The organism is Streptomyces sp. MK7 (assembly GCF_032658145.1).
Classification (GTDB): Bacteria; Actinomycetota; Actinomycetes; order Streptomycetales; family Streptomycetaceae; genus Streptomyces; species Streptomyces spiralis.
In genome coordinates this window covers 143,647-166,804 of sequence record NZ_JAVACL010000015.1, presented here as the reverse complement: position 1 = coordinate 166,804, position 23,158 = coordinate 143,647, and the positions used below count along the sequence as shown (strand labels likewise).

General features: G+C 71.8%; 19 protein-coding genes and 1 pseudogene. 8 read left to right on the top strand and 12 right to left on the bottom strand.

The window, feature by feature from the left end; all coding sequences use genetic code 11:
* Positions 1-74: 74 nt before the first annotated feature.
* Positions 75-845 carry a phytanoyl-CoA dioxygenase family protein gene (locus R2S09_RS18950; RefSeq protein ID WP_316742231.1) on the bottom strand — a complete coding sequence of 257 codons (771 nt, stop codon included), beginning with the start codon at positions 843-845 and terminating at the stop codon, positions 75-77.
* A 123-nt stretch (positions 846-968) separates the two neighbouring features.
* On the opposite strand from R2S09_RS18950, the gene R2S09_RS18945 reads away from it, so the two are divergent.
* Both R2S09_RS18945 and R2S09_RS18940 read left to right on the top strand, forming a co-directional pair.
* Positions 969-1,997: a methyltransferase gene (locus R2S09_RS18945; protein WP_316742229.1), complete on the top strand. Its 1,029-nt coding sequence runs from the start codon at positions 969-971 to the stop codon at positions 1,995-1,997.
* A 119-nt stretch (positions 1,998-2,116) separates the two neighbouring features.
* On the top strand, positions 2,117-2,818 hold the full coding sequence (locus R2S09_RS18940) for an SDR family NAD(P)-dependent oxidoreductase (RefSeq protein ID WP_316742227.1): 702 nt from the start codon (positions 2,117-2,119) through the stop codon (positions 2,816-2,818).
* Positions 2,819-2,886: 68 nt separating this feature from the next.
* On the opposite strand, the gene R2S09_RS18935 is transcribed toward R2S09_RS18940, so the two are convergent.
* The 3 genes from R2S09_RS18935 to R2S09_RS18925 form a co-directional block, all read right to left on the bottom strand.
* Positions 2,887-3,585: a glycoside hydrolase family 75 protein gene (locus R2S09_RS18935; protein WP_306191221.1), complete on the bottom strand. Its 699-nt coding sequence runs from the start codon at positions 3,583-3,585 to the stop codon at positions 2,887-2,889.
* Between the two features lie 163 nt (positions 3,586-3,748).
* Positions 3,749-4,585 (bottom strand): aldo/keto reductase, encoded by an 837-nt coding sequence (locus tag R2S09_RS18930; protein WP_306191222.1) that lies wholly within the window; start codon positions 4,583-4,585, stop codon positions 3,749-3,751.
* Between the two features lie 100 nt (positions 4,586-4,685).
* Positions 4,686-6,512, bottom strand: a complete 1,827-nt coding sequence (locus R2S09_RS18925) for a long-chain fatty acid--CoA ligase (protein ID WP_306191223.1) — start codon at positions 6,510-6,512, stop codon at positions 4,686-4,688.
* A 491-nt stretch (positions 6,513-7,003) separates the two neighbouring features.
* Here R2S09_RS18925 and R2S09_RS18920 point away from each other — a divergent pair.
* Positions 7,004-7,975: pseudogene (locus R2S09_RS18920) on the top strand (Lrp/AsnC family transcriptional regulator); the annotation flags it as partial.
* A 26-nt stretch (positions 7,976-8,001) separates the two neighbouring features.
* On the opposite strand, the gene R2S09_RS18915 reads toward R2S09_RS18920, so the two are convergent.
* Complete coding sequence (locus tag R2S09_RS18915; RefSeq protein ID WP_316742225.1) at positions 8,002-8,865, bottom strand: LysR substrate-binding domain-containing protein; 864 nt, start codon at positions 8,863-8,865, stop codon at positions 8,002-8,004.
* A 136-nt stretch (positions 8,866-9,001) separates the two neighbouring features.
* Here R2S09_RS18915 and R2S09_RS18910 point away from each other — a divergent pair, with 136 nt between their 5' ends.
* Positions 9,002-10,039, top strand: coding sequence for a bile acid:sodium symporter family protein (locus tag R2S09_RS18910; RefSeq protein WP_316742223.1), 1,038 nt, complete (start codon positions 9,002-9,004; stop codon positions 10,037-10,039).
* A gap of 105 nt (positions 10,040-10,144) precedes the next feature.
* Here the strand turns inward: R2S09_RS18910 and R2S09_RS18905 are convergent, their stop codons facing one another.
* A complete protein-coding gene (locus R2S09_RS18905; protein ID WP_316742221.1) occupies positions 10,145-11,062 on the bottom strand; it encodes a zinc-binding dehydrogenase in 918 nt (305 codons plus the stop codon).
* Between the two features lie 118 nt (positions 11,063-11,180).
* Between R2S09_RS18905 and R2S09_RS18900 the strand changes: the two genes are divergently transcribed.
* Positions 11,181-11,624, top strand: a complete 444-nt coding sequence (locus R2S09_RS18900; protein ID WP_316742220.1) for a MarR family transcriptional regulator — start codon at positions 11,181-11,183, stop codon at positions 11,622-11,624.
* 20 nt (positions 11,625-11,644) lie between these two features.
* On the opposite strand, the gene fdhD is transcribed toward R2S09_RS18900, so the two are convergent.
* From fdhD to R2S09_RS18875, 5 genes are read right to left on the bottom strand one after another with little or no spacing between them, the layout of a single operon-like run.
* Positions 11,645-12,469: a formate dehydrogenase accessory sulfurtransferase FdhD gene (gene fdhD / locus R2S09_RS18895; protein ID WP_306191229.1), complete on the bottom strand. Its 825-nt coding sequence runs from the start codon at positions 12,467-12,469 to the stop codon at positions 11,645-11,647.
* Positions 12,470-12,476: 7 nt separating this feature from the next.
* A complete protein-coding gene (locus tag R2S09_RS18890; RefSeq protein WP_316742219.1) occupies positions 12,477-13,337 on the bottom strand; it encodes a 2Fe-2S iron-sulfur cluster-binding protein in 861 nt (286 codons plus the stop codon).
* On the bottom strand, positions 13,334-15,307 hold the full coding sequence (locus R2S09_RS18885; RefSeq protein ID WP_316742246.1) for an NAD(P)H-dependent oxidoreductase subunit E: 1,974 nt from the start codon (positions 15,305-15,307) through the stop codon (positions 13,334-13,336). Before R2S09_RS18885 ends, R2S09_RS18890 begins: the two co-directional genes overlap by 4 nt.
* Before the next feature lie 5 nt (positions 15,308-15,312).
* Positions 15,313-17,250 (bottom strand): molybdopterin-dependent oxidoreductase, encoded by a 1,938-nt coding sequence (locus R2S09_RS18880; protein WP_316742217.1) that lies wholly within the window; start codon positions 17,248-17,250, stop codon positions 15,313-15,315.
* Entirely contained in the window at positions 17,247-18,218 is a 972-nt protein-coding gene (locus tag R2S09_RS18875; protein WP_316742215.1) for a 2-dehydropantoate 2-reductase, read from the bottom strand. Before R2S09_RS18875 ends, R2S09_RS18880 begins: the two co-directional genes overlap by 4 nt.
* Positions 18,219-18,519: 301 nt before the next feature.
* Here R2S09_RS18875 and R2S09_RS18870 point away from each other — a divergent pair, with 301 nt between their 5' ends.
* From R2S09_RS18870 to R2S09_RS18860, 3 genes are all read left to right on the top strand, one after another.
* Positions 18,520-19,467, top strand: coding sequence for a beta-ketoacyl-ACP synthase III (locus tag R2S09_RS18870; RefSeq protein WP_306191233.1), 948 nt, complete (start codon positions 18,520-18,522; stop codon positions 19,465-19,467).
* 138 nt (positions 19,468-19,605) lie between these two features.
* Positions 19,606-20,283 (top strand): GntR family transcriptional regulator, encoded by a 678-nt coding sequence (locus R2S09_RS18865; RefSeq protein WP_306191234.1) that lies wholly within the window; start codon positions 19,606-19,608, stop codon positions 20,281-20,283.
* A 195-nt stretch (positions 20,284-20,478) separates the two neighbouring features.
* Positions 20,479-21,660: an ROK family transcriptional regulator gene (locus R2S09_RS18860; RefSeq protein WP_316742245.1), complete on the top strand. Its 1,182-nt coding sequence runs from the start codon at positions 20,479-20,481 to the stop codon at positions 21,658-21,660.
* 76 nt (positions 21,661-21,736) lie between these two features.
* On the opposite strand, the gene R2S09_RS18855 is transcribed toward R2S09_RS18860, so the two are convergent.
* Positions 21,737-23,158 (bottom strand): OFA family MFS transporter, encoded by a 1,422-nt coding sequence (locus tag R2S09_RS18855; RefSeq protein WP_306191235.1) that lies wholly within the window; start codon positions 23,156-23,158, stop codon positions 21,737-21,739.

Sequence of the window (23,158 nt, the reverse complement as noted above, 5' to 3'; positions counted from 1 at the left end):
GCTGTCGTGAGCTTCGGCGCGTAGGTGATCCGCCGGGGCCGGCCCGGGGTCGGACCCGTTCCTCTTCTCCCCGGTCACCTCTCCCGGGTCAGGCCCCGGCGGATCGAGAACTCCACGGCCGAGTAGTTCCCGTCCGGCCGGTCCAGTTCGAACGGCACCGCCGGGTGCAGCGGCGGCTGTGCCATGAAGCGGGGCCGTGTGCCGTGATGCGGCCGGGCGGCGTGCACCAGGAAGGGGTGACAGAGATAGACGTCACCGGGCCGGCCGGTGGCGTGGGCGAGCGGGCGGTGTGCCGAGGCCTCGACCAGCTTGGGGGCGATCCTGAGCCCGGACACGCCCGCTTCGCCGTACGGTTCGAGCAGCGAGGGGACGTCCAGGTGAGAGCCGACCCGGATTCGGGTCGGGGCGTCCTCCTCGGTCACCTCCGAGAACAGGAACAGCATCAGCAGGGCGCGGTCCCGGGAGCGCAGATTGGTGTAGTACCACTTGGCGCCCTCGGGGAGATAGCTGCCTTCGATGTGCCAGCCGGCGTCGTCCGGCTCCTCGCTGTGCGGGAAGCGCAGCGGGAAGGAGCCCAGCGAGTACCGCGGCTCCCAGCGGCCCTCGCCCACGAGCAGATCGAACGCCTCGTGCAGTGCCGGACTGTTGGCGGCGGCCGCGAACGGGCCCTGCGCCATGCCGCCCACCCAGACTACGGGATCCTTCCAGGTGGCGGGGTCCTCCGGGTCGTAACCCGTCTCCTGCCAGAGCAGCCGCGCGCAGTCCTCCGCGACACGCGGCGGGAAGGCGGCCTCGATCTTCACGAAGCCGTCCTCGAGAAAGCGTTCCACCAGCGTGTCGTCCATGGGCCCATCGTGGAGCGGCCCCCGGAAGATCCGCACCTGGTTTTTGCCGTCCCGGCAACGGAACTGGCCCGGCCCCGGCACGTCGGCGCAGGCTGACCGCACCGAGAGGAGAGGCTGACGACCATGGCGCACAACCACGCGGACCACGCCGGCACGGACGACCCGGGCACGCACGACCCGGGCACGCCCGACCACGGCTCGCACGACCACGGCCACCGGCGCGACGAGGGCCGTACGGGGCACCAAGGCAACCAGGGACACGGGGGACACGGAGGACACGGGGGACACCAGGGACATCACCACGGTGACACCGACATCGACTGGGCCGTGATGGCGCCGCTGCTGGAGGCCCAGGCGGAGCTGTTCACGCCCCTGTACGAGCAGGTCATGGCCTGGCTGGGCGCTCAGGTGACCGGGCCCGGCCTGATCGTCGACGCCGGCAGCGGGCCGGGGGTGGTGTCGTGCCTGTTCGCCGAGGCCTTCCCGGGCGCCCGGGTCGCCGCGGTGGACGGCTCCGGGCCGCTGCTCGAGCGGGCCCGTGCCCGCGCCGGCCGCCTCGGTTTCGCCGACCGCTTCACCACCGTCACCGGCGAACTCCCGGACGCCCTCGCCGAACTCGCCTACTCGGCCGAACTGCTGTGGGCCAGCAACAGCCTGCACCACCTGGGCGACCAACGCGCCGCCCTCGCCGCGTTCGCCGAGCACCTGGCCCCCGGCGGCACCCTCGCCCTGCTGGAGGGCGGCCTGCCCGCCCGCTTCCTGCCCCGGGACATCGGCATCGGCCGCCCCGGCCTCCAGGCCCGTCTGGACGCGGTCGAGGCCGACTGGTTCACCCGGATGCGCGAGGACCTTCCGGACTCGGTCGCCGAGACCGAGGACTGGCCGGCGCTGCTGGCCGCCGCCGGCCTGAAGCCCGCAGGCACCCGCAGCTTCCTGCTGGACCTGCCCGCCCCGGTCCCCGAACCGGCCCGCGCCTATGTCGCCGCGTCCCTCGCCCGGCTGCGCGAGGGACTGGCGGACGACCTGACCGCGGAGGACCGCGCCACCCTGGACCGGCTCCTCGACCCCGAGGACGAGGCGAGCGTGCACCGCAGGAAGGACGTCTTCGTCCTCAAGGCACACACCGTGCACACGGCGGTCCGCACCGGCTGACCCGGACGTCCTGAGCAGGTCCGCCCGGGCGACTCACCGCAGCCGCTTGACGTGGAGCGCACTTCAAGTGGTGAACTCCCGTTGTCTTCGATGTTTTCCGACAACCAGGGGGACACACCATGACCGACTCTCCGGTCACGCTCATCACCGGCGGCGGCAGCGGCATCGGCGCGGCGATCGCCCGGCGGCTGCTGCACGCCGGGCACCGGGTGGCCGTCACCGGGCGGGGCGAGGAGCGGCTGCGCGGCTTCGCCCGTGAGCTCGGCGATCCGGACGGTCTGCTGACGATCACCGGCAGCGCCGCCGAGTACGACGAGGTGCGCTCGGCGGTGGAGCGCACGCTCAAGGAGTTCGGACGGCTGGACACGGTCGTCGCCAACGCCGGGTTCGCCACGCATGACACGGTCGCCGAGGGCGACCCGGCCGGCTGGACGGAGATGGTGCTCACCAACGTCCTCGGGCCGGCCCTGCTCGTCCGTGCCTCCATCGACGCCCTGAAGGAGAGCCGCGGGCGGATCGTGCTGGTGGGCAGCGTGGCCGGCTTCGTGAACACGCCCGGCAACATCTACGGGGCGACCAAGTGGGCGGTCACCGGGCTCGCCGAGAACACCCGGCGCGAGGTCACCCAGTGGGGCGTGGGCGTCACCCTGGTCGCCCCCGGACGCGTGGAGACCCCGTTCTGGGACGGCCTGGGCGGCCTGCCGCCGGGCGACCTGCTGACTGCCGACCAGATCGCCGACTCGGTGGTGTGGGCGATCCGGCAGCCGGCGGGCGTGGACGTCAACACCCTCGTCGTACGGCCGATGGGCCAGCCCAACTGACGGCCGTACGACGGTGACGGGCCCGGTGCCGCGGGTGTGGCGGCGCCGGGCCCGCCCGCCCTTCGGGCTCAGTTGCTCCTGAGGAACTGCTTCGCCAGCTGCTCACCCAGCTCTACCGCCGCGCTGTGGCTCTCGATGGGGGAGACCTGGGAGTTCTTGAAGAGGATGTACGTCACGCCGGAGTCCGCGCCGCCCTTCGCCGGGTCGGGGTCGATGCCGAGGGCCTTGGCGGTGGCGTAGGAGGCCTCGCCGATGATCTTCGAGGGGCCGGTGTCGCCGACGACGGCGTACTCGACCTTGTTGTTGTAGACGACGGCGACCACGCCGCCGCCCTTGATGCCGGAGCTCGTGTAGTTCCAGATGGTGCTGGTGCCGGGGACCACGACGAACGGCAGCGACTCGGCCTTGAGGGGCCGGCCGTCGGACTGGTGGAAGGCCGTGTCGTTCTGGAACCAGGGGTCGCGGGTCTCGTTGCAGTCGGTGGTGCGCTGGCCGTCGCAGTCGATGTCCATGTCGGCCTTCCAGAACACCGCGCCGTTCTTGCCGCACACGGGCACGGTGGCCGAGGTCCCGTTGTCGGTCTTGTACTTGCCGTTGGAGATCTGCTGACAGGACGTCACCTTGGCGAGCAGGTCGGCGGCGCCGACCGAGCCCTCCTGGGCGGACTTCGGTGTGGTGGGGCCGGAGGCGGCGTTCGCGGGGAGGACCCCGGCGGTGAGCAGGGCGGCACCGCCGGCCGCTGCGAGGGTGAGTATGCGTATGCGCACGGTGGGGGTCCCTTCTGTTAGGAAAGTTTCCTTACTGGCTTCTCCAAAGTGGCTTCTGGGCATGCTCGCGTCAAGACAGTGGTCGTGGGGACTCACGGTGGAGGCGGCGTGCCCGGGATCGCCGCCTCGGTGAGCGCTCCGGGGCGCGCCGCCGTGCCGTCCGTCAGCCCATGTCGAACGTCGCCGGGTCCGGGCCCAGCCGGCGGTCCTCGTTCAGGGCGCTGATCGCCGCGAGGTCCTCCTCGTCCAGGCTGAAGTCGAAGACGTCGATGTTCTCCCGGATCCGGGCGGGCGTCACCGACTTCGGGATCGCGATGTTGCCGAGCTGGACGTGCCAGCGCAGCACGACCTGGGCCGGGGTGCGGTTGTGCTTCTGTGCGATCGCCACGAGCGCCGGCACCTCCAGCAGGCCCTTGCCCTGGCCGAGCGGCGACCACGCCTCGGTCGCGATGCCCTGCTCCGCGTGGAAGGCACGGGAGGCGTGCTGCTGCATGTGCGGGTGCAGTTCGATCTGGTTGACGGCCGGGATCACCGAGGTCTCGGCGATCAGGTGCTCCAGATGCTCCGGAAGGAAGTTCGAGACCCCGATCGCCCGGACGCGGCCGTCGGCGAGCAGCTTCTCGAACGCCTTGTAGGAGTCGGCGTAGCGGCCCCTGGACGGCAGCGGCCAGTGGATCAGGTACAGGTCCAGGTACTCCAGGCCGAGCTTGGCCAGCGAGGCGTCGAAGGCGCGCAGTGTGGCGTCGTAGCCCTGGTCGCTGTTCCAGAGCTTGGTGGTGACGAAGAGCTCCTCACGGGGGATGCCGGAGGCGGCGATGCCCCTGCCGGTGCCCTCCTCGTTGCCGTAGATCGCCGCTGTGTCGATGCTGCGGTACCCGGCCTCCAGGGCGGCGGCGACCGCTCGCTCCGCCTCGTCGTCCGGCACCTGCCAGACGCCGAAGCCCAGCTGGGGCATCTCGACGCCGTTGTTGAGGATGATCGGGGGGACCTTGCTGCTCACGAGCCTGTGATCCTTCGGTTGTCGTCAGGTCTTGCCTCACATCGTCAACGATCACGAGCCATGACGCATTCCTGACCGGCCGATCGCCTCAATCCGGCCCTCAAGCCCGGTACAGCGCCTCCACCTCGTTCGCGTACGCGTTCTCGATGGCCTTGCGCTTCAGTTTCAGCGACGGGGTCAGCAGCCCGTGCTCCTCGGTGAAGGGCTGGGCGAGGACGCGGAAGGTGCGGATGGACTCGGCCTGGGAGACCAGGGTGTTGGCGGCGACCACCGCGCGCCGCACCTCGGTCTCCAGGTCGTGGTCGTGCACCAGCTGGGCCGGGGACATCTGCGGTTTGCCGCGCATCTGGAGCCAGTGCTCGACCGCCTCTTGGTCCAGGGTGACCAGGGCGGCGACGTACGGGCGGTCGTTGCCGACGACGATGCACTGGGAGACCAGCGGGTGGTCGCGCACCCGTTCCTCCAGCACACCCGGTGCCACGCTCTTGCCGCCGGAGGTCACCAGGATCTCCTTCTTGCGGCCGGTGATGGTGAGGTAGCCGTCCTCGTCGAGGGAGCCGAGGTCGCCGGTGGCCAGCCAGCCGTCGTGCAGGGTGGCGTCGGTGGCCTTCTGGTTGTTGAGGTAGCCGTGGAAGACGTTGCCGCCGTGCAGCCACACCTCGCCGTCGTCGGCGATGTGCACGGTGACACCCGGGATGGGCTGTCCGACGGTGCCGTAGCGGGTGCGCTCGGGCGGGTTGGCGGTGGCCGCCGCCGTGGACTCGGTCAGGCCGTAGCCCTCGTAGATCTGCACGCCCGCGCCCGCGAAGAACAGGCCGAGCCGGCGGTCCATCCCCGAGCCGCCGGACATCGCGTTGCGGATCCTGCCGCCCATCGCCGCGCGCACCTTGGAGTACACGAGCTTGTCGAAGAGCTGGTGCTGCATGCGCAGCGCCGCCGACGGGCCGGGGCCGATGCCCCAGGCCTTGGCCTCGACCGCGTCGGCGTACTTCACGGCGATGTCGACGGCCTTCTCGAAGGGCCCGTCCCGGCCCTCCTTCTCGGCCTTGCGGCGGGCCGCGTTGAACACCTTCTCGAAGATGTACGGCACCGCGAGGATGAACGTCGGTCTGAACGCCTGAAGGTCGGGCAGCAGGGCCGCGGCGTTCATCTGCGGCTGGTGGCCCAGGCGGACCTTGCCGCGGATCGTGGCCACCTCCACCATCCGCCCGAAGACGTGCGCGAGCGGCAGGAACAGCAGCGTCGAGGCCTCGTCGCCCTTCTTGGAGTGGAAGACCGGCTCCCAGCGCCGGACGACCGTGTCCGCCTCGTACATGAAGTTGCCGTGGGTGAGGACACAGCCCTTGGGGCGGCCGGTGGTGCCGGAGGTGTAGATGACGGTGGCGACCGAGTCGGGGGTGACCGCCTCCCGGTGCCGGTGCACCACCTCGTCCTCGATGGGCGTGCCCGCGTCGTACAGCTCCTGCACGGCACCCGCGTCCAGCTGCCACAGCCGGCGCATCCGCGGGAGCCGGTCGATGACCGTGGCGATCGTCATCGCGTGGTCCTCGTGCTCCACGACCGCCGCCGACACCTCCGCGTCGTAGAGCATCCAGAAGCACTGCTCGGCCGAGGAGGTGGGGTAGATCGGCACCACCTGGGCGCCGATCGTCCACAGGGCGAAGTCGAACAGGGTCCACTCGTAGCGGGTGCGGGACATGATCGCGACCCGGTCGCCGAAGCGGACGCCCTGGGCGAGCAGGCCCTTGGCGAGGGCGAGGATTTCGTCGCGGAACTCGGCGGCGGTCACGTCCCGCCATGCCCCGCTCTCGTCCTTGCGGCCGAGCGCGACGTGCAGCGGGTCGTCCTGAGCATGCTGGAACACGACGTCGGCCAGGCCGCCCACTGGCGGCGCCGACGTCGACGGAGGGCTGGTGAACTCGCGCAAACCCCGCTCCCGCTCCTCAGTCTCGGGTGTGCCGGCGGGCGCTCCGGCCCTTCCGGCTCACCTGTGACGCTCCGCACAGCGCCGTGAAAGCTACCCCACGGGACGGCGGGGCGGGAGGGGGGTCAAAAGCGAGCAGTGCTCATAACCGCACAGGTCAGCGCCGGAAAATGCGCTCACAAGGGGAAGGGTCGGACAGAATCCTTACGGTTCAGTAAGTTTCGGTGGCGTAATCTCCACCGAATCTGTACGACCCTCTGACAGCCGCGGTGCCCGGCCGACCGCGTCCGTCCATCGTCCACGGACCACCACGCAGCCTTCCCTCAAGACAGCGTGCGCACACCGGATTTCGTCACCGCATGTGCGTCGCCGTATGCGGGCGGTCCCTACGATGGGCGCCATGCGGTGGATCGCGGCGGAAGGCAGTCGTTGCTCGCCGCAATCCGACACGGGGGAGGCGTACGGTGACGGAATCCCATGTCCAGGTGCCGGTGATGGCGTCCGACACCTTCGACACGCTGGATCTGCGGATCCTCTCCGCCCTGGAGGTCGACGGGCGGGCCTCCTTCAGCCGGATCGGCGCCGTGCTCGGCGTCTCCGACCAGACCGTCGCCCGCCGCTTCCGCAGGCTGTGCGCCGCGGGCGGCCTGCGGGTGGTCGCCGTCCGCGACCCGGAGCGGCTCGGCCAGGACCAGTGGATGCTGCGGCTGCGCTGTGTCCCGGACACCGCCCTGACCATCGCCGAGGCGCTCGCCAGGCGTCGGGACACCAACTGGACCGCCCTTGCCTCCGGCGGCACCGAGGTGATCTGCGGTACCTGGCCGCGCAGCCCGGGCGACCGCGACGACCTGCTGCTCGGCAAGCTGCCACGCACCCCCAGCGTGGCGGAGATCCGCGCCCACCAGCTGCTCCACCGCTTCTTCGGCGGCCCGGACGGGTGGGTGCGCAAGTTCCGGGCGCTCACCGACGACGAGATCGACGCGCTGCGCACCGAAGCACGGTCCGACTCCGCCCCGGCCCGCATCGACCCGGAGGACGAACCGCTGGTCGCCGCCCTCGAACGCGACGGCCGCGCGGGCCTGCACGAGCTTCAGCGGGCCACCGGCCGCTCCGAGTCCGCCGTCAAGCGCCGTCTGTCCGCGCTCCTGGCCTCGGGAGCGGTGTACCTCGACGGCGAGTACCAGCCCGAGACCCTCGGCCACCGGGTCGGCGCGGCCCTGTGGATCACCACCGCCCCGTCCGCCCTGCACTCCGTCGGCCAGGCCCTCTCCGGTCACGCCGAGATCGCCTACGTCGCGGCCACGGCCGGCCCGTCGAACATCATGGCGACGGCCGTCGTCCGGAACACCGCCGGTCTGTACGCCTACCTCAGCGGCCCCCTCGGCGCCCTGCCGGGCGTGCGGCACGTCGAGGCGACGCCGTACCTGCGCCGGGTCAAACAGCTCACCTACCAGCGGCCACCGCGGCGACCCGCCGGGCGGCGAGACGCTTTTCAGCGCCGGTGCAGGCGCTCGCCGCCCGCGAGGATCGCCTTGGCCAGGGCGTCGGCCGCGTGCTGGGCGGAGGGCCGGTGGCGGCCGTGGACCAGGACGAAGTCGACCTTGCCGAGCTCCGGCAGCCCGGCCCGTTCCGGGACCCGCACCAGACCCGGCGGGATCAGCCCGCGCGAGTGGGCCATCACGCCCAGACCCGCGCGGGCGGCGGCGATCAGACCGTTCAGGCTGCCGCTGGTGCACGCGATGCGCCACGGCCGCCCCTGCCGCTGGAGGGCCTCGAACGCGAGCGCCCGGGTGATCCCCGGCGGCGGGTAGACGATCAGCGGCACCGGACGGTCCGGGTCCAGGCGGAGCCGCTCCGCGCCGATCCACACCAGCCGGTCGTGCCACACCGGGTCGCCGCTCGGGTCCTGCGGGCGCCGCTTGGCGAGCACCAGGTCCAGCTCTCCGGCCGCCAGCTGCTCGTGCAGGGTGCCCGACAGCTCCACGGTCAGCTCCAGATCGACCTCCGGATGCTGGTAGCGGAAGCCCTCCAGGATCTCCGGCAGCCGGGTCAGCACGAAGTCCTCGGACGCGCCGAACCTGAGCCGGCCGCGCACCCGGGTGCCGGTGAAGAACGCCGTCGCCTGCTCGTGCACCTCGAGGATCCGCCGCGCGAAGCCCAGCATGGCCTCGCCGTCCTCGGTCAGCTCCACCGAGTGCGTGTCCCGGGTGAACAGCAGCCGCCCGGTGGCGTCCTCCAGGCGGCGCACATGCTGGCTGACCGTCGACTGGCGCAGTCCCAGCCGCCGCGCGGCCCCGGTGAAGCTCAGCGTCTGGGCCACCGCCAGGAAGGTGCGCAACTGCGCGGGGTCGTACATGCCCCCAGGCTAGCCGCTCATCACGGAACGCGATGACAGTCAGAGCTGTATGCCGGATTCCCGATCGCTGCGCGGAGGAGCAGGATGGAGCGGGGACCCGTCGGTCCCGACGAGCACGACGAGCAAGTGGAGCACAGTGAAACGCCTGCGCTGGCCGAGCCGGCTGCCGATCGACCCCTACATCGTGCTGCTGGTCGGCACGGTGGGCCTCGCCGCACTCCTGCCGGCCCGCGGGGGCGCCGCCCATGCGGTCTCCGGTGCCTCGACCGCCGCGATCGCCCTTCTGTTCTTCCTCTACGGAGCCCGCCTGTCCACCCGCGAGGCGCTGGACGGACTGAAGCACTGGCGGCTCCACGTCACGGTCCTGGCCTGTACCTTCGTGGTCTTCCCGCTGCTCGGCCTGGCCGCCCGCGGCCTGGTCCCGGTCCTGCTGACCCAGCCGCTCTACCAGGGCCTGCTGTTCCTGACGCTCGTTCCGTCGACCATCCAGTCGTCGATCGCCTTCACCTCCATCGCCCGCGGCAACGTGCCCGCCGCGATCTGCGCCGGCTCCTTCTCCTCCCTCGTCGGGATCGTCCTCACCCCGCTGCTCGCCGCCGCGTTCCTCGGCGGCGCGGGCGGCTTCTCCGCGCACTCGCTGGTCACGATCGTGCTGCAGCTGCTGGTGCCGTTCGTGGCCGGGCAGGTGCTGCGCCCCTGGATCGGCCGGTTCGTCGCCCGGCACAAGAAGGTCCTCGGGCTCGTCGACCGGGGCTCGATCCTCCTTGTCGTCTACACCGCGTTCAGCGAGGGCATGGTGCGGGGCATCTGGTACCAGGTCAGCCCCGCCCGGCTGGGTGGGCTGCTCGCCGTGGAGGCCGTGCTGCTCGCCGTGATGCTGACCCTGAGCTGGTACGGTGCCAAGGCGCTGCGCTTCGGCCGCGAGGACCGCATCGCCATCCAGTTCGCCGGCTCGAAGAAGTCCCTGGCCTCCGGGCTGCCCATGGCGAGCGTCCTGTTCGGCGCCCATGCCTCGCTGGCGGTGCTGCCGCTGATGCTCTTCCACCAGATGCAGCTCATGGTCTGCGCGGTGATCGCCAAGCGCCGTGCGCACGACCCGGAGGCCCGGGAAGGACTCCCGGCACCCGCCTCCGCCTCACGCCCGACCGTCGCCGCGGCGAGCCACCCCCGCTGAGGGCTGCCGCCGGCGCGCGTGCTGACGGCTACCGCCGCCGGCGCCCCGCTCACGGCTGTCGGCGCGCGTGCTGACGGCTGCCGTCGCCGGCGTGAGCGACGCCGGTCACGGGCGCAGTACCACCTTGCCCAGGTTGCCGCGCGACTCGATCGCCTCGTGCGCCTTCGCCGCGTCCTCCAGTGCGAACTCGGCGTGCACGTGGGGCCGCAGCCGCCCCTGCCCGAACAGCCGCCACAGTTCCTGCCGCCACCGCTCGTACAGCTCCGGCTTCTCCCGGGCGATCCGGGCCATCTGGAAGCCGATCACCGACCTGGCGCCCACGAGCAGGTCGTACGCCTGGATGGTCCCGCCGCCCGAGCTGTACGCCACCAGCCGCCCGCCCGGGGCGAGCGCGGCGATCGCCGGAGTGAGGACTTCGCCCCCCACCGCGTCCAGGACGCAGTCGACCGGCTCCCCCCAGCCGTCGTCGCCGTAGACGATCACCTCGTCGGCGCCCAGGGAGCGCACGAAGTCCGCCTTGGCCGGATCGGAGACCGCGCCCACCACCCGGGCAGCGCCACGGATCCGCGCGAGCCGCACCGCGAGATGCCCCACGCCGCTCGCCGCCGCCGTCACCAGCACCGCCTCGCCCCGCTCGGGCCGTGCGGCCTCCAGCGCGCCCAAAGCGACGAGACCGCTGCGGACCAGGGCGACCGCCTCGACGGCCGAGGCGCCGTCGGGGACGGGTGAGGCCATGGCCTCGTGCAGCAGCGCGAAGTCCGCGTACCCGTGTCCGAAGCAGAGCCCGGTCACCCGGTCGCCGGACCGGAAGCGGGTGACGCCGTCGCCGACGGCCACCACCTCGCCCGCGAGCTCACCACCGAGCGGGATCGGCTCGGCGGCCTCGGTGACCTTGCGGACGACGGGCAGGGTGACACCGACGGCCTCGCAGCGCACCAGAAGCTCACCGGGACCCGGTTGGGGAACGGGGGCCTCCTCCAGGAACAGCGGGCCACCGGCGGGCTCGTGTCGAACGCGTCGCATCGCGCCTCCAGGGTCGGGTCTCGGGCGTCAGGTCATTGGGATTCCCAACGACTTCGACGATCCGAACCGTAGCGCTGGTTCATTGGGAAGTCCAACGACTTGTGGCTAGGCTGGCCCCATGGCCGACGCCGAAGCCCCCCTCGCCGCGATCCGCTCCCTGCCCAGCTGGCTCCTGGGCCGCGCCGCCGCCCGGGGCCGGGCCCTGGTCGCCGAGGCGCTGGCCGCCGAGGGCATGAAGATGTGGCACCACGTGGTGCTCTCCGCCGTCCGTGATCTCGCCCCCGTCGCCCAGGCCGACCTGGGCCGCGGTGTCGGTCTCGACCCCAAGGACCTGGTCGGCGTCCTCAACGACCTCCAGTCCGCGGGCCTCGTCCTGCGTGAGCCCGACCCGAGGGACCGGCGCAAGAACGCGGTCTCCCTCACCGACGAGGGCGCCCGGCTGCTGGCCCGCTGCGAGAAGGCGGCCCGCGAGGCCGACGACGAACTCCTCGCCCCGCTGTCACCAGCCGAACGGGACCGGTTCATGGCCCTGCTGATCCGGGTCTCCGGCACGCGGACCTGACGGCGCCGGCCGCGCGGAGTTCAGAGAACCCGCTGCTCGCCCGCGTACACGTTCATCGAGCTGCCCCGCAGGAACCCCACCAGTGTCAGTCCCGTCTCCGTGGCCAGGTCCACCGCCAGCGACGAGGGTGCCGAGACCGCCGCCAGCACCGGAATGCCCGCCATCACCGCCTTCTGCGCCAGCTCGAAGGAGGCTCGGCCGGACACCATCAGGATCGTCCGGGACAGGGGCAGGTCGCCCTTCTGCAGGGCGCGGCCGACCAGCTTGTCGACCGCGTTGTGCCGGCCCACGTCCTCCCTCGTGTCCAGCAGTTCGCCGTCCTCGGAGAACAGCGCCGCCGCGTGCAGGCCGCCGGTGCGGTCGAAGACCCGCTGGGCCGCGCGCAGCCGGTCGGGGAGCCCGGCCAGCAGTTCGGGCGCGACCCGGACCGGGGGAGTGTCGGCGATCGGCCAGCGGGCCGTCGTACGCACGGCGTCCAGGCTGGCCTTGCCGCACAGGCCGCAGGAGGAGGTGGTGTAGACGTTGCGTTCGAGGGTGATGTCCGGCAGGGCGACGTCCGGGGCGGTCTTGACGTCCACCACGTTGTAGGTGTTGGAGCCGTCGGCCGTCGCGCCCGCGCAGTACACGATGTTCAGCAGGTCCGAGGCAGCACCCAGCACACCCTCGCTGACCAGGAAGCCGGCGGCCAGCGCGAAGTCGTCGCCCGGCGTGCGCATGGTGATGGCGAGCGGCTTGCCGTTCAGCCGGATCTCCAGGGGTTCCTCGGCGACGAGTGTGTCCGGGCGGGTGGACACCGCACCGTCCCGGATGCGGATGACCTTGCGTCGTTCCGTCACTCGTCCCATGTCCTGATCAGCCCCGGTTCTGTACGTGCTGGTAGCCGAAACGGCCCTTGATGCAGAGGTTGCCATGGGTCACCGGGTTGTCGTGCGGTGAGGTGACCTTGACGATCTCGTTGTCCTGGACGTGCAGGGTGAGGTTGCAGCCCACTCCGCAGTAGGCGCACACCGTCGTCGTCTCGGTCTGCGCCGACTCGTCCCACGTACCCGCCCGGCGCATCTCGAACTCCGACCGGAAGGACAGCGCCCCGGTGGGGCACACCTCGACGCAGTTGCCGCAGTACACGCACGCCGAGTCGGTCAGCGGTGCGTCGTGCTCCACGGCGATCCGGGCGTCGAAGCCACGGCCCACGACCGAGATCGCGAAGGTGTTCTGCCACTGCTCGCCGCACGCGTCGACGCACTTGTAGCACAGGACGCACTTGGCGTAGTCGCGCACGTAGAGCTCGTTGTCGATCCTCGGCTGCTCGTTCAGCCGGGCCGCGTCCGGGCCGAAGCGGCCGGGTTTCGCCTCGTACTCCTTGAGCCACCCGGCGGCTTGTGGTGTTGTCGACAGATCGACAGAGGAGGCGAGCAGCTCCAGGACGACCTTGCGGCTGTGCCGGGCGCGCTCGGTGTCGGTGTGGACCTCCATGCCCGCCTCCGCCCTGCGCGAGCACGCCGGGACCAGGGTGCGCGATCCCTCGACCTCCACCACACAGACCCGGCAGGCGTTCTTCGGCGTGAGCGTGTCGCCGTGGCACAGGGTCGGCAGGTCCTTCCCGGCCGCCCGGCAGGCGTCCAGGATCGTCGCGCCTTCGGGGACCCTGACCTCCTGACCGTCGAGCGTGAACTCCAGCAGCCGGCGCGGGATCCCCAGCGAAGTGACGGTCATGCGTACGCCCCCAGACGGTCGATGGCGGATTCCACGGCGTTCCACGCGGTCTGCCCCAGACCGCAGATCGAGGCGTCCCGCATCGCGCGGCCGACCTCTCGCAGCAGCGCGATGTCGTCGGCGGCCGCCGTGCCGGCGCGCTCCAGGATGCGGTGCAGCGCCTCCTCCTGCCGCACGGTCCCCACCCGGCAGGGCACGCACTGGCCGCACGACTCCTCCCGGAAGAACCGGGCGATGCGCAGCAGCAGCCGGGGGAGCGGCACGGTGTCGTCGAAGGCCATGACGACCCCCGACCCCAGCGTGGTGCCCGCGGCGCGGGTGCCTTCGAAGGTGAGCGGGATGTCCAGCTCGTCCGGGCGGACGAAGCCGCCCGCCGCGCCGCCCAGCAGTACGGCACGCAGTCCGTCCCGCACCCCGGCCAGCTCCAGCAGTTCGCCGAGCGTGGCGCCGAACGGCAGTTCGTAGACGCCCGGGCGGTCGACACTGCCCGAGACACAGAAGAGTTTCGGCCCCGTGGAGCGGTCGGTGCCGATCGCGGCGTACGCCTGCGCGCCCATGGTGAGGATCGGCAGGACGTTCACCAGGGTCTCGACGTTGTTGGCCACCGTCGGCTTGCCGAACAGGCCCTTCTCCACGGGGAACGGCGGCTTCGAGCGCGGCTCGCCCCGGTAGCCCTCGATGGAGTTGAACAGCGCGGTCTCCTCGCCGCAGATGTACGCGCCCGCCCCGCGCCGGATCTCGATGTCGAAGGCGTACCCCTGGCCGAGGACGTCCTCGCCGAGCAGGCCGCGGGCGCGGGCCCGGGCGATCGCGTGCTCCATGCGGCGCAGCGCTCTCGGGTACTCGCCGCGCAGGTAGAGGTAGCCCCGGTGGGCGCCGATCGCGTAGCCCGCGATGGTCATGGCCTCGACGAGCGCGAAGGGGTCGCCCTCCATCAGGACGCGGTCCTTGAAGGTGCCGGGTTCGGATTCGTCGGCGTTGCAGACCAGGTAGTGGGGGTGGTCGGGCTGGGAGGCCGTGGCCTGCCACTTGCGGCCGGTGGGGAAGGCGGCGCCGCCACGGCCGAGGAGGCCGGAGTCGGTGATCTCGCGGATGACGGCGGCGGGTCCGAGGGCGAAGGCGCGGCGGAGGGCGGTGTAGCCGCCGTGGGCGCGGTAGTCGTCGAGGGAGGTGGGGTCTGTGGTGCCGATGCGGTTCAGGAGGGTGAGGGTGGGGTCGCCTGCCTGGGGGGTGGCTGTTGCGGGTTCGGGTTCCGCGGGGGCGGTCTCGGGGGTCGTTGCGGCGGCTACGGCGGTGTCGACGGTGGCGGGGGCGACTACGGCGGTGGTGCCCAGCGGATTTCGCCCCCGCCGCCCCTGCCCGTCCCGACCCCGGGGCTCTGCCCCGGACCCCGCCAGGGGGCTCTGCCCCCTGGACCCCCGCTCCTCGAACGCCGAAGGGGCTGGATTTCCCTCAAGCGCCGGACACGCTTCTCGCACCCCCGCCCGCACCACCAGCGCCGCCGGTGCCCGCTCGCACAACCCCAGGCACGGGCCGCGTTCGATGTGCACGCCGCTGTCCGGGCCGAGCCGGGACTCCGTGCCCGTGCACAACTGCTCCGCGCCCGCCGCCGTGCATGCCAGGTCGGTGCAGATGTGCAGGACCGTCGCGGGACGTGGACGGAGGGAGAACATGGCGTAGAAGGTGGCCACGCCGTATGCCTCGGCCGGTGGGATCGTGAGCCGGCGGCACAGGTAGTCCAGTGCGCCCTCGCTGATCCAGCCGATTCGGTCGTTGAGGGCGTGCAGCCCCGGCAGCAGCAGGTCGCGGCGGTCGCGGGCCGCGCGGCCGCCCCGTGCCCACCGCAGGTCGGCGGCGTCCGTCTCGTCGCGGGCGGCGCCCTCCCAGCTGGACTCGGGAGGGCCGAGCAGCGCGTCGAGCGCCGCCCGTTCCTCGTCCGTCGGCTTGCTGTCGCCGAAGCGCAGGTCCACGTGTGTCACCTCACGTCCGTCGGGGCGGTCAGCCGCTCGGTCAGCTTCTCGATCCGGATCGCCGACGCCTTGAACTCCGCCGTGCCCGCGATCGGGCAGTTGGCCTCGATCGTCAGCCGGTTGGTGTCCACCTCGTCGGGGAAGTGCATGGTCATGAAGGCGAGGCCGGGACGCAGCCCGGTGTCGATCCACACCGGGGCCACCACCGATCCGCGCCGCGAGGTCACCCGTACGTCCTCGCCCACCACGACGCCGTAGCGCTCGGCGTCCTCCGGGCACAGTTCGACGTACTCGCCGCGGCGGAGCGGGGAGGCGAAACCCCCGCTCTGGACACCGGTGTTGTAGGAGTCCAGCCGCCGGCCCGTGGTCAGCCGGATCGGGTACGCCTCGTCGGTGAGGTCGACGGGCGGGTCGTGGGACACGATCCCGAACGGTGCGGGCCTGCCGCGCCGCGCCGGGTCCGGCTCCCACAACCGGCCGTGCAGATACGTCGGTTCCAGCCGGTCGGTGCTGGGGCACGGCCACTGGATGCCCTGGTGCTCCTCCAGGCGCGCGTATGTCATCCCGTGGTGGTCCGGCGACAGGGACCGCAGCTCGTTCCAGACGGCCTCGGCGCCGGCGTACTTCCAGTCGTGGCCGAGCCGGCCCGCGAGGTCGCAGAGGATGTCGATGTCCTCGCGGGCCTCGCCGGGCGGGGTGACGGCGCGCCGCACCCGCTGCACCCGGCGTTCGCTGCTGGTCGTGGTGCCCTCGGTCTCGGCCCAGCCCGCGGTCGCGGGCAGCACCACGTCCGCCAGCTCCGCCGTCCTGGTCAGGAAGATGTCCTGCACGACGAGGAAGTCCAGCCCCTTCAGCCGGCGTACGGCCTGTTCGCTGTCGGCCTCCGACTGGGCCGGGTTCTCGCCGACGCAGTACACCGCCCGCAGCGAGCCGTCCTCCATCGCCTCGAACATCTCGGTGAGGTTCAGGCCGTGGTGCGGTGCGATGACGGTGTCCCAGGCCGACTCGAACTTGCGCCGGACGTCCGCGTCCAGGATGTCCTGGAAGCCGGGCAGACGGTTGGGGATGGCGCCCATGTCGCCGCCGCCCTGCACGTTGTTCTGGCCGCGCAGGGGCTGCAGTCCGCTGCCGTAGCGGCCGACGTGGCCGGTGAGCAGCGCCAGGTTGATCAGCGCGCGGACGTTGTCGGTGCCGTTGTGGTGCTCGGTGATGCCGAGGGTCCAGCACAGCTGGGCGCGTTCGGCGCGTGCGTAGGCGTGGGCCAGCTCCCGGATGGCGCGGGCCGGTACGCCCGTGACCTTCTCGGCCAGCGACAGCGACCACGGCTCGACCAGTGCCCGGTACTCGGCGAACCCGGTCGTCGCCCGCTCCACGAACGCCTCGTTGACCAGCCCCGCGTGGATGATCTCGCGGCCGATCGCGTGCGCCATCGCGATGTCGGTGCCCACGTTCAGGCCCAGCCAGCTCTCCGCCCACTCGGCGGTGGAGGTGCGGCGCGGATCGACCGCGTACATCCGGGCGCCGTTCCTGACCCCCTTGAGTGCGTGCTGGAAGAAGATGGGGTGCGCGAAGCGGGCGTTGGAGCCCCACATCACGATGACGTCGGTGTGCTCGACCTCCTCGTAGGAGGAGGTGCCGCCGCCGGAGCCGAACGCGGCCGACAGGCCGGCGACGCTCGGCGCGTGGCAGGTGCGGTTGCAGGAGTCGACGTTGTGGGTGCCCATGACCACGCGGGCGAACTTCTGCGCCACGTAGTTCATCTCGTTGGTGGCGCGGGAGCAGGAGAACATGCCGAACGCGCCCCGGTTGCGCTCCAGGCCGCGCGCGACCCGGTCCAGGGCCTCGTCCCAGCTCGCCCGCCGGAACGGCTCCTCGCGGGAGTCCCGCACCAGCGGGTGGGTGAGCCGGGTGTACGTCTTCGGGGTCCGGTCGCGGTTCCTCATGCGGCGCTCCTCAGCGCGAGCAGGTCCGAGATGGCGTGCACGGTGCGCAGAGTGGGCACCTCCACGCCGGTGATCTCCGCCAACTCGACGACGGCGGCGGGGAGTACGTCGAGTTCGAGCGGCTTGCCGCGCTCCAGGTCCTGGAGCGTGGAGGTGCGGTGGTCGCCGACGCGCTCGGCGCCGGCCAGGCGCCGCTCGACGGAGACGCCGACCGTGCAGCCGAGGGCCTCGGCGACCGCGAGCGTCTCGCGCATCATGGTCTCGATGACGCGGCGCGTGCCGCCGTGCAGACACATCTGCCGCATGGTCGCGCGGGCCAGCGCGCTGATCGGGTTGAAGGAGATGTTGCCGAGCAGCTTGACCCAGATGTCGTCCCTGAGGTCCGGCTCGACCGGGCACTTCAGGCCGCCGGCCCGCATCGCCTCGCTGAACTGTGCGCAGCGCGCCGAGACGCTGCGGTCGGGCTCGCCGATGGAGAACCGGGTCCCTTCCAGATGGCGCACGACACCCGGGGCCTCGAGTTCGGTGGCCGCGTAGACGACGCATCCGACGGCCCGTTCGGGCGCGAGCACCGCGCTGACCGCGCCGCCGCGGTCCACGCTCTCGAGGCGGTGGCCGTCGTAGGGGCCGCCGTGCCGGTGGAAGTACCACCAGGGGATGCCGTTCTGGGCGGCGACGACCGCCGTGGTCTCGTGCAGCAGCGGCTCGATCAGCGGCCCGCACGCCGCGTACGAGTTGGCCTTCAGACCCAGGAAGACGTAGTCGACCGGGCCGATCTCGGCCGGGTCGTCGGTGGCGTGGGCGCGGGCGGTGAAGTCGCCGCGCGGGCTGCGCACCCGTACTCCGTACCGCCTCATGGCCGCCAGATGCGGTCCACGGGCGATGAGGTGCACATCGGCGCCCGCGCGGTGGAGCGCGGCGCCGACGTAGGCGCCGATCGCACCGGCGCCGAGGACTGCGACTTTCACGGGACACTCCGTTCGGTTTGAGGGATACCGCGGAGGTGGTGAGGAGAGGCGGCTGCCGGACGGCGGCCGCATGATGTCGACGGAATATTGTCTACAGTATGGGCGAAGGCGCGGCAAGGGTTCGCGCAGCGGCCGATTTCCACGGATCCCCGGCCCTTCCGCCGATGCCCGGTCGTCCGAGTGTCTGACCGAAGCCGACAAGTCGGGCCTCCGTTTCCTGTGGCCTCGCCTGCCGCCCTACCCGTGGGTCACTGATCAGACTGGGAGATCCGCTACCCACGGCAACGAGGGGGACCATCCGATGAACGGCTCGCGCATCCGCGCCGTCGGCCACTACCAGCCCGCCAAGGTGCTCACCAACGAGGACCTGGCGGCCCTGGTGGACACCAGCGACGAGTGGATCAGGAGCCGGGTGGGCATCCGGACCCGGCACATCGCCGCCCCCGACGAGCCGGTCGACGAACTCGCCGCGCACGCCGCCGCCAAGGCGCTCGCGGCGGCCGGACTCGCCCCCGACGAGATCGACCTGGTCCTGGTGGCCACCTCCACGGCCGTGGACCGCTCCCCGAACACCGCCGCGCGCGTCGCGGCCCGCCTCGGCATCCCGCGGCCGGCCGCGATGGACGTCAACGTCGTGTGCGCCGGCTTCACCCACGCCCTGGCCACCGCCGACCACACCGTGCGGGCGGGGGCCGCGACGCGCGCCCTGGTCATCGGCGCCGACAAGATGTCCGACGTGACCGACTGGAGCGACCGGACGACCTGTGTGCTCGTCGGCGACGGCGCGGGCGCCGCCGTGGTCGAGGCCTGCGCGCCGGGGGAGGCCTCCGGGATCGGGCCGGTGCTGTGGGGTTCGGTGCCCGAGATGGGGCACGCGGTACGGATCGAGGGCACGCCCCCGCGGTTCGCGCAGGAGGGGCAGAGCGTCTACCGGTGGGCCACCCGGCAACTGCCGCCGCTGGCCCGGCAGACCTGCGAGCGGGCGGGGGTGGCGCCCGAGGACCTCGCCGGGGTCGTCCTGCACCAGGCCAACCTGCGCATCATCGAGCCGCTGGCGGAGAAGCTCGGTGCCCTGGGCGCGGTGGTCGCCCGCGATGTCTCCGAGTCGGGCAACACCTCGGCGGCGAGCATCCCGATGGCCCTGTCCAAGCTGCTGGAACAGGGCGCGGTCGGCGCGGGCGACCCGGTGCTGCTGTTCGGCTTCGGCGGCAACCTCTCGTACGCGGGCCAGGTCGTGCGCTGTCCGTGAGCGGCGCGCACCACCCTCACGCCCGGGGCGCGAGTGACTGATTCCGGCTCTCCATGACCATTGTGCGCCGTAGACTGTAGACGAAAGCCAATCGATACCGGCTGCCGGTGATCCGCTCGTTGCCGTGGAGGGACCGCGATGTTGTCGACAGGACTGCCGCAGGGGGCGGTGCCCAGGCTCGAGAGGCCCGGGCCGCTGCGGGACCGCGTCTACGAGGCACTGCTCGAACTCATCACCACCCGCGCCCTCCAGCCCGGCCAGCATCTGGTCGAGAGCGAACTCGCCGGGCATCTCGGCGTCTCCCGGCAGCCGGTGCGGGAGGCGCTCCAGCGGCTGAACACCGAGGGCTGGGTCGATCTGCGGCCCGCGCAGGGCGCGTTCGTGCACGAGCCCACCGAGGAGGAGGCCGACCAGCTGCTGACGGTCCGTACGCTGCTGGAGGCGGAGGCCGCCCGGCTGGCCGCCGTCAACGCGGACGAGGCCGGTGTCGCGGCGCTGGAGGAGCTGTGCGCCCAGGGCGAGCGGGCCGTCGCCGACGACGACGTGGACGCCGCCGTCACCCTCAACGCCCGCTTCCACGCCACGATCATGGACCTGGCCGGCAACGCGGTCCTGGCCGAACTCGCCGCGCAGGTCGACCGCCGGGTGCGCTGGTACTACACGCCGGTGGCCCGGCAGCGCGGCGGCCAGTCCTGGGTCGAGCACCGCGAACTCATCGCGGCCGTCACCGACCACGACGAGCAGCGCGCCACCCGGCTGATGCGCGAACACACCGAGCACACCCGCAGGTCGTACCACGAGCGCGCGCAGTCCTGACCTCGCGCGCCACGCGGCGGCGGAGAGCCGTGGAGGACGGCCGAGGATCGCCTCGCACCGCTTTGTCCTGCCGATGGCAAAAGGTGCGGTGATTAGTGCCACGACTGGTTCTCAGGCCCGCCGGTCACTGCTACGTTCGCCTCAAAACCCGGTGGACCGGCTGAATTGAGACAGGGAGGGGGGCACGTGAGACGCATGACGGCACGACCCGCCAACGCACACCAGGCGCGGCTGCTGAAGCTGTTGCGCGACTCCGGTCCGAACTCCCGCGCACAGCTCGGCGACCTGGTCGACCTGTCCCGGTCGAAACTGGCCGTGGAGGTCGAACGCCTCCTGGAGACCGGACTGGTCGTCGCCGACGGGCTCGCCGCCTCGCGCGGCGGCCGCCGTTCCCACAACGTCCGGCTCGCGCCCACCCTGCGCTTCCTGGGCGTCGACATCGGCGCCACCTCCGTCGACGTCGCGGTCACCAACGCCGAACTGGAGGTGCTGGGACACCTCAACCAGCCGATGGACGTGCGCGAGGGCCCCGTCGCGGTCTTCGAGCAGGTCCTCGCCATGGCGGCCAAGCTGCGGGCGACCGGACTCGCGGACGGCTTCGACGGCGCCGGCATCGGCGTCCCCGGGCCCGTCCGCTTCCCCGAGGGCGTCCCCGTGGCACCGCCGATCATGCCCGGCTGGGACGGCTTTCCCGTACGGGAGGCGCTCAGCCAGGACCTCGGCTGCCCGGTCATGGTCGACAACGACGTGAACCTCATGGCGTTGGGCGAGCAGCACGCGGGCGTCGCCCGGTCCGTGGACGACTTCCTCTGCGTCAAGATCGGCACCGGCATCGGCTGCGGCATCGTCGTCGGCGGTGAGGTCCACCGCGGCGCGACGGGCAGCGCCGGCGACATCGGGCACATCCAGGCCGTGCCCGACGGCCGCCCCTGCGCCTGCGGCAACCGGGGCTGCCTGGAGGCCCACTTCAGCGGCGCGGCCCTCGCCCGCGACGCACAGGAAGCGGCCACGCAAGGACTGTCGGCGGAACTCGCCTCCCGGCTGTCGGCGAACGGCACCCTCACCTCCGTCGACGTCGCCGCCGCTGCCGCCGCGGGCGACGCCGCCTCGCTCGACCTCATCAGGGAGGGCGGCACCCGCACCGGTCAGGTCATCGCCGGACTCGTCTCCTTCTTCAACCCCGGCCTGGTGGTGATCGGCGGCGGGGTCACCGGACTCGGACACACCCTGCTCGCCGCGATCCGCACCCAGGTCTACCGCCAGTCGCTGCCGCTGGCGACCGGCAACCTCCCCATCGTCCTCGGTGAGCTGGGACCGAAGGCCGGCGTGACCGGCGCGGCCCGGCTCATCAGCGACCACCTGTTCTCACCGGCGTGAGGCCGCGCCGGCCGTGACAGGAGGGTGCCCCTCCCGCAGCGGCGGGAAGGGCACCCTGGCGCCGTACCGGGCGTGCTCAGCCCGCCGCGGTCCGCGGCTCGGCAGCCGCGGAGACCGGCGCGCCGTCCCGCCCGCCGCGCCCCGGCTGCCGCAGCAGCAGCGCGATCGCCGCCGCCGCCATCGACACCCCGCCGGCCAGCGCATAGGCGCCGTTGTAGCCCCAGGCGCCCACCACCATGGAGCCCAGGCCGCCGCCGAACAGACCGCTGACCAGCTTGCCGCTGTACACCAGCCCGTAGTTGGTGGCGTTGTAGTTCTCGCCGAAGTAGTCCGGGGTCAGCGCGGCGAACATCGGGTAGAACGCGCCGCCGCCGAAGCCGGAGAGGAAGGCGAAGAACAGGAACAGCCACTCGTTCTTGATGTCACCGGCCCAGATGACACCGAACTGGGCGAGACCCAGGACCACGATGACGAACACCAGCGTCGTCTTGCGTCCCCACAGGTCCGACAGCCAGCCGACCACGGCCCGGCCGACACCGTTGATCACGGCCATGACCCCCATCGACGAGGCCGCGACCAGCGGGCCGAACCCCACCTCCTTGGCGAAGTCGACCTGGAAGGAGATCCCGAAGATCGACACCCCCGCGGTCATCACCACGGTGATCCACATCAGCGGCAGCATGCCCGTCCTGATGGCCTCCTTGGGCGTGAACTGCCGCACCGCCGGAGGGTTCTTGGCCAGGCTCGCGCTGCTCTTGGTGTTCCCGGAGTGCGAGAGCGGGTCGATGTCGGCCGGCCACCAGTTCTTCGGCGGGTCCTTGAAGAAGAAGGCGCAGACGGCGACCACGATCAGCACGTAGACGCCGATCAGGTCCAGCACCTCGTTGTAGTTGCCGGTGTCGAAGGCGTAGTTGAAGATGAAGATGAACGGCAGCGAGCCGTAGGCGAAGCCGCCGTTGACGAAGCCGGTCCTCGCGCCGCGACGTTCCGGGAACCACTTGCCGACCATGTTGATGCAGGTGGCGTAGATCAGCCCGGAGCCGACACCGCCCACCACACCGAAGCCGCAGATGGCCAGCAGCACGTTGTCGAGGTGGGACAGGGCGAGGAAGCCCAGCAGGCACATCGCCGCACCCACGTACATCGCCCGGCGCGCGGTGAGGACGCCGCGCTCGCGCAGCCAGCCGGCCGGGAAGGCGATCCCGGCCTGGAAGAACACCCAGACGCTGAGGATCCAGAAGGTGTTGCTCTGCGTCCAGCCGTGCGCCTCCGAGAGGGTGTCCTCCGCGGAGCCGTAGGCGTACTCCGAGACACTGATGGCCATCATGGATATCCACGGCAGATACACCATGAACTTGCGTGAGTGGCCGAGTATGTCGCGGTCCGTCTCGCCGACGCGGTAGACCCGCCCCCGGGAGTCGGTGACTTCGCGGTACGCGCCCTTCGCCGTGCCGGGATCGGCCGGCGTGTTCCTTGTTGCCATCGGATCAGCCGTCAT

Excerpts from the sequence above, each read along its gene's own strand:
- R2S09_RS18900 (WP_316742220.1), top strand. The coding sequence starts at position 11,181 with ATGGCCGACGCCGAAGCCCCCCTCGCCGCGATCCGCTCCCTGCCCAGC.
- R2S09_RS18915 (WP_316742225.1), bottom strand. The coding sequence starts at position 8,865 with ATGTACGACCCCGCGCAGTTGCGCACCTTCCTGGCGGTGGCCCAGACG.
- R2S09_RS18860 (WP_316742245.1), top strand. The coding sequence starts at position 20,479 with ATGACGGCACGACCCGCCAACGCACACCAGGCGCGGCTGCTGAAGCTG.
- R2S09_RS18890 (WP_316742219.1), bottom strand. The coding sequence starts at position 13,337 with ATGACCGTCACTTCGCTGGGGATCCCGCGCCGGCTGCTGGAGTTCACG.
- R2S09_RS18865 (WP_306191234.1), top strand. The coding sequence starts at position 19,606 with ATGTTGTCGACAGGACTGCCGCAGGGGGCGGTGCCCAGGCTCGAGAGG.
- R2S09_RS18870 (WP_306191233.1), top strand. The coding sequence starts at position 18,520 with ATGAACGGCTCGCGCATCCGCGCCGTCGGCCACTACCAGCCCGCCAAG.
- R2S09_RS18940 (WP_316742227.1), top strand. The coding sequence starts at position 2,117 with ATGACCGACTCTCCGGTCACGCTCATCACCGGCGGCGGCAGCGGCATC.
- fdhD (WP_306191229.1), bottom strand. The coding sequence starts at position 12,469 with ATGGGACGAGTGACGGAACGACGCAAGGTCATCCGCATCCGGGACGGT.
- R2S09_RS18905 (WP_316742221.1), bottom strand. The coding sequence starts at position 11,062 with ATGCGACGCGTTCGACACGAGCCCGCCGGTGGCCCGCTGTTCCTGGAG.
- R2S09_RS18950 (WP_316742231.1), bottom strand. The coding sequence starts at position 845 with ATGGACGACACGCTGGTGGAACGCTTTCTCGAGGACGGCTTCGTGAAG.
- R2S09_RS18855 (WP_306191235.1), bottom strand. The coding sequence starts at position 23,158 with ATGACGGCTGATCCGATGGCAACAAGGAACACGCCGGCCGATCCCGGC.
- R2S09_RS18945 (WP_316742229.1), top strand. The coding sequence starts at position 969 with ATGGCGCACAACCACGCGGACCACGCCGGCACGGACGACCCGGGCACG.
- R2S09_RS18880 (WP_316742217.1), bottom strand. The coding sequence starts at position 17,250 with ATGAGGAACCGCGACCGGACCCCGAAGACGTACACCCGGCTCACCCAC.